Source organism: Immundisolibacter sp., assembly GCF_028696615.1.
GTDB lineage: Bacteria > Pseudomonadota > Gammaproteobacteria > Immundisolibacterales > Immundisolibacteraceae > Immundisolibacter.
In genome coordinates, this window is sequence record NZ_JAQVGQ010000199.1 from 1 (window position 1) to 4,926 (window position 4,926).

Below are 4,926 nucleotides of genomic sequence, written 5' to 3' on the forward strand. Positions count from 1 at the left end.
CCGCGTGCCGGTACTGGACAGCAAGCTGAACCCCGCCACGGCCGAGTTCGCCGCCAACGCCGAACACAACCGCGCGCTGGTGGCGGACCTCAAGGCCAAGCTCGCGCAGTACGCGCAGGGCGGCCCCGAACACGCCAAGGCCAAGCACAGCGCGCGCGGCAAGCTGCTGCCGCGCGAGCGCGTGGAGGCGCTGCTCGATCCAGGCACGCCGTTCCTGGAACTGTCGCCGCTGGCGGCGTTCGGTCTTTACGACGACGAGGCGCCGTCGGCCGGCATCGTCACCGGCATCGGCCGGGTGTGTGGGCAGGAGGTGGTGATCGTCGCCAACGACGCCACCGTCAAGGGCGGCACCTACTACCCGCTCACGGTCAAAAAGCACCTGCGCGCGCAGCAGATCGCGCTCGAAAACCGCCTGCCGTGCATTTATCTGGTCGACTCCGGCGGCGGCTTCCTGCCGCTGCAGGACGAGGTGTTTCCGGACCAACACCACTTCGGGCGCATCTTCTACAACCAGTCGGTGATGTCGGCGGCCGGCATCCCGCAGCTCGCGGTGGTGATGGGCTCGTGCACCGCCGGTGGCGCCTACGTGCCGGCGCTGTGCGACGAGACGGTCATCGTGAGAAATCAGGGCACCATCTTTCTTGGCGGCCCGCCGCTGGTGAAGGCCGCCACCGGCGAGGTGGTGACGGCCGAGGAGCTCGGCGGCGGCGACGTGCACAGCCGCACCTCGGGTGTCACCGATTACCTGGCCCGCAACGACCTGCACGCGCTTGGCATCTGCCGCGACATCGTGGCGACGCTGAACCGGCAAAAGTCGGTCCAGATTCCGCTTCGCGAACCGCAGCCGCCGCGCTACGACGCCCACGAGCTGTACGGCCTGGTGCCCGCCGACGCGCGCCAGCCGTTCGAGGTGCGCGAGGTCATCGCGCGCCTGGTGGACGGCTCGGAATTCCAGGAGTTCAAGCAGCTGTACGGCACGACGCTGGTGTGCGGCTTCGCGCACCTGTGGGGTTACCCGGTCGGCATCGTCGCCAACAACGGCATCCTGTTCTCGGAATCCGCGCTCAAGGGCGCGCACTTCATCGAGCTGTGCTGCCAGCGGCGCATCCCGCTGCTGTTTTTGCAGAACATCACGGGCTTCATGGTGGGCCGCGAGTACGAGAGCCGCGGCATCGCCAAGGACGGCGCCAAGCTGGTGCACGCCGTGGCCAACGCGCAGGTGCCGAAGTTCACGGTCATCATCGGCGGCTCGTTCGGCGCCGGCAATTACGGCATGTGCGGACGCGCCTACGGGCCGCGCTTTCTGTGGATGTGGCCGAACGCGCGCATCTCGGTGATGGGCGGCGAGCAGGCGGCCAGCGTGCTGGCCACGGTGCGGCGCGACAACCTCGAGGCGCGCGGCGAGACCTGGTCCGCCGAGGCCGAAGAAGCCTTCAAGGCGCCGATCCGCGAGCAGTACGAGCGTCAGGGCCACCCCTACTACGCCACCGCGCGCCTGTGGGACGACGGCGTCATCGACCCCGCCGACACGCGCACGGTACTGGGCCTCGCGCTGTCGGCGTCGCTGAACGCGCCGATCCCCGAGCCGCGCTTTGGCGTGTTTCGGATGTGAACGCGGGCGGCCGCGTCAGTCCGCGCCTTCGCCGCGTTTGCGGCCGGTGAACATGGCCAAGATCAGGTTCTCGCGGGTCGTGAAACTGACCAGCAGCACGCCGCCGATGTGTATGAACACCAGCGCCAGGGTGAGGTTGGCGAACACCTCGTGGATTTCCTCGAGCGCCTCCTCGCCTTCCCCCTCCGGTTGTCGCAGGGCGCCGGATTGCCGATGATCGCCGCCGGCAGTCTCGGACGGCGCCGCCGTCCCGACCCAGGCGGCCAGCGGTCCGGCGTGGTCCTCCACCGCGTACAGCGCCAAACCGCTGATCACCGTGCCAGTCAGGCCGAGCAACAGTGCCAACACCATCCAGCCGCCGGTCGGATCGTGGCCGAGGTAACGCGGCGGCTTCAGGCGCGCGATGCCCCGCACGTGCGCCAGGACCTGCCGCGGGCCGCGCACGAAGTCGGCAAAGCGGGCATGGCGCGGCCCGACGAAGCCCCACAGCAGGCGCAGCACCACCCAGGCGCCGATCGCGTAGCCGGCGTACACGTGCAGCCAGCGCGGCTCCCCCTCGGTCACGTACGCCACGGCGAAGGCGAGCACCAGCAGCCAGTGGCCGATACGGATGCCGAGATCCCAGACCTTGGTTTCACGCGGTGCGTCCATGGCTTACTCCTGTGCCAGGAACGGTGCCCGCTGGTGCAGGGAAACCTCCCGTGGCACCGGCGGGCGCTCGATGCGCGGGAAGGGGCCGGTCAGTGCCCCCAGGAAAGCCACGATGTCCTCGACCTGCTGCTCAGTCAGGTCGCGGTCGAGCTGCACCTTGCCCATCACGCGCACCGCCTCGGGCAGTGTCGGCACGCTGCCGGTGTGGAAATAGGGCGCCGTGAGCGCCACGTTGCGCAGCGTCGGCACCTTGAACATGTGCCGGTCGGCCTCGTTGTGCGTCACCGCGTAGCGACCCGGGTCCTGATCGAGCGCGTACCTGGCGACCAGCAGGCTGTCGGTATAGGTCGGGAAGCGCTGGTAGAAGCCGGTGCCGGGCGGCAGGCTCGCCTGCGGGCCGTTGAAGGCCGGCCCGGAATGGCAGGCCACGCAGCCGACCTCGGTGAAGGTCGCAAGACCCCGCTGCTGCTGGGCGCTCAGCGCCGTCTTGTCGCCCTGCTCGTGGCGGTCGTAGGCCGAGCCCGGCGTGATCAGCGTGCGCTCGAAGGCGGCAATCGCCCGCCCGGCGTTGCGAAGACTCGGCTGCGGATCATCCGGAAACGCCCTGGCGAAGGCCGCCAGGTAATCGGGGATTGCCTTCAGGCGGTCGGCCACCGCCTCGCCGCCCGGCATGGCCATCTCGACCGGGTTGGTCACCGGCCCCTGCGCCTGCTCCTCCAGCGTCGCGGCGCGGCCGTCCCAGAACTGGGTGGAATTGAAGGCCGCGTTCCAAACAGTAGGCGCATTGCGCCCGCCCATCTTGCCGGTGACGCCCAGCGACACCGGCAGGCCGTCGACACCACCCTTGTCGAGGTCGTGGCAGGAGTTGCACGAGACGGTGCCGTCGGCCGACAGGCGCGGGTCGAAATACAGGCGCCGGCCGAGCTCGATCTTGGCCGGCGTGGACGGGTTGTCGGCCGGCTGCGGGGCGCTGCTCGGCAGCGGTTCGGCCAGCACGCTGCCGATCAGCGGCAACGCGCACAGCAACGGATGAAGGCGCAGGCGCGGCATGGGTGACCTCCTCGGCGATTGGCTGACGCGACGCCGCTACAATCGACGCCGAGTCTTAAACGACGCTGAAAGCGCACCGCCAGCCGCCCGGACCTTGATCCGGATCAGCTTTGCCGGCGCACGACGGGAGGAGCCATGAACGGCAATGTCGCGGCAAACGTGTTGTGGACGATCGATCACCGCGGCGTGGCCACGCTGACGCTGAACCGCCCGCAGGTGCACAACGCCTTCGACGACGTCCTGATCGCGGAACTCACCGAGCGGCTGTCGCGGCTCGGTACGGACCCCGCCGTGCGGGCGCTGGTGTTGACCGGCGCCGGCGAGAGTTTTTGCGCCGGCGGGGATCTGAACTGGATGCGCTCGATGGTGGATTTCAGCGCTGCCGAGAACCAGGCCGACGCGCTCAAGCTGGCGCAGCTGCTCGAGGTGCTCGATACGCTGCCCAAACCGACCGTGGCGCGCGTCAACGGCAGCGCATTCGGCGGCGGCGTGGGTCTGGTCGCCTGCTGTGATGTCGCGGTCGGGGTGGACACGGCGCGCTTTGGCCTGACGGAAGTGCGCCTCGGCCTCGCGCCGGCCACCATCGCGCCCTACGTGGTGCGCGCGATGGGCGCCAGGCAGGCGCGGCGGTATTTCCTCACCGGCGAGCGCTTCGACGCGCCGGTGGCGCTGCGCCTTGGCCTGCTGCACGAGGCGGTGGCGTCGGATGCGCTCGATGCCGCCGTGGAGCGGCTGCTGGACGACCTGCTCAAGGGCGGACCGCTGGCGCTTGCCGCCTGCAAGCGCCTGGTGGGTGACGTCACCGCGAGCCCGGACCGCGACGGCCTCAAACGCGACACCGCTGCCCTCATCGCGCGCCTTCGGGTCTCGGACGAAGGCCAGGAAGGCCTGCACGCCTTTTTCGCCCGCCGGGCGCCCACCTGGATACGCTGATGTTCGACACGCTGCTGATCGCCAACCGCGGCGAGATCGCCTGCCGCATCATCGCCACCGCGCGCCGGCTGGGTCTGCGCACGGTGGCGGTGTACTCGGATGCCGACGCGAGCGCGCGGCACGTGCGCCTGGCCGATGTGGCCGTACGCGTGGGGCCAGCGCCGGCCGCGCAGTCGTACCTCAACATGGACGCACTGCTCGACGCCGCCCGGGCGACCGGCGCCCAGGCCATCCACCCCGGTTACGGCTTTCTGGCCGAGAACGCCGCCTTCGCGCGCCGCTGCGCGCAGGCGGGTGTCACCTTCGTCGGCCCGCCGGCGGAGGCCATCGAGGCCATGGGCGCCAAGGACGCCGCCAAGCGTCTGGTGGTGCAGGCGGACGTGCCGGTGGTGCCGGGCTTCGATGCGCCGGGCGCGGACGACGCGCAGCTCATCGCGGCCGCAGCGAAGGTCGGCTACCCGCTGCTGGTGAAGGCCGCGGCCGGCGGCGGCGGGCGCGGCATGCGCCGCGTGGACGGCGCCGATGGCCTTGCCGACGCCATCGCCGGCGCGCGGCGCGAGGCGCTGGCCGCCTTCGGCGACGACGCGCTGCTGCTCGAGCGCTACGTCACCGCCGCCCGCCACGTCGAGGTGCAGGTGTTCGCCGACGCGCACGGCCGGGCGGTGCACCTGTTCGAGCGC

General features: G+C 70.6%; 5 protein-coding genes. 3 read left to right on the top strand and 2 right to left on the bottom strand.

Annotated features, from left to right (window positions below; genetic code table 11):
* Positions 1-4: 4 nt before the first annotated feature.
* Positions 5-1,612: a carboxyl transferase domain-containing protein gene (locus PHC73_RS11465; RefSeq protein ID WP_366949867.1), complete on the top strand. Its 1,608-nt coding sequence runs from the start codon at positions 5-7 to the stop codon at positions 1,610-1,612.
* Between the two features lie 15 nt (positions 1,613-1,627).
* On the opposite strand, the gene PHC73_RS11470 is transcribed toward PHC73_RS11465, so the two are convergent.
* Positions 1,628-2,263 (bottom strand): cytochrome b/b6 domain-containing protein, encoded by a 636-nt coding sequence (locus PHC73_RS11470; RefSeq protein WP_300128252.1) that lies wholly within the window; start codon positions 2,261-2,263, stop codon positions 1,628-1,630.
* A gap of 3 nt (positions 2,264-2,266) precedes the next feature.
* Complete coding sequence (locus tag PHC73_RS11475) at positions 2,267-3,313, bottom strand: cytochrome-c peroxidase (RefSeq protein WP_300128255.1); 1,047 nt, start codon at positions 3,311-3,313, stop codon at positions 2,267-2,269.
* A gap of 135 nt (positions 3,314-3,448) precedes the next feature.
* Between PHC73_RS11475 and PHC73_RS11480 the strand changes: the two genes are divergently transcribed.
* Together PHC73_RS11480 and PHC73_RS11485 are read left to right on the top strand one after the other, a co-directional pair.
* Positions 3,449-4,246 (top strand): enoyl-CoA hydratase/isomerase family protein, encoded by a 798-nt coding sequence (locus tag PHC73_RS11480; RefSeq protein WP_300128258.1) that lies wholly within the window; start codon positions 3,449-3,451, stop codon positions 4,244-4,246.
* The coding region (locus tag PHC73_RS11485; RefSeq protein WP_300128260.1) for a biotin carboxylase N-terminal domain-containing protein at positions 4,246-4,926 on the top strand (681 nt) is incomplete at its 3' end. The genes PHC73_RS11480 and PHC73_RS11485, both read left to right, overlap by 1 nt.

What these genes read in the sequence shown, in the direction of transcription:
- PHC73_RS11470 (WP_300128252.1), bottom strand. Translation starts at nt 2,263, where the DNA reads ATGGACGCACCGCGTGAAACCAAGGTCTGGGATCTCGGCATCCGTATC.
- PHC73_RS11480 (WP_300128258.1), top strand. Translation starts at nt 3,449, where the DNA reads ATGAACGGCAATGTCGCGGCAAACGTGTTGTGGACGATCGATCACCGC.
- PHC73_RS11475 (WP_300128255.1), bottom strand. Translation starts at nt 3,313, where the DNA reads ATGCCGCGCCTGCGCCTTCATCCGTTGCTGTGCGCGTTGCCGCTGATC.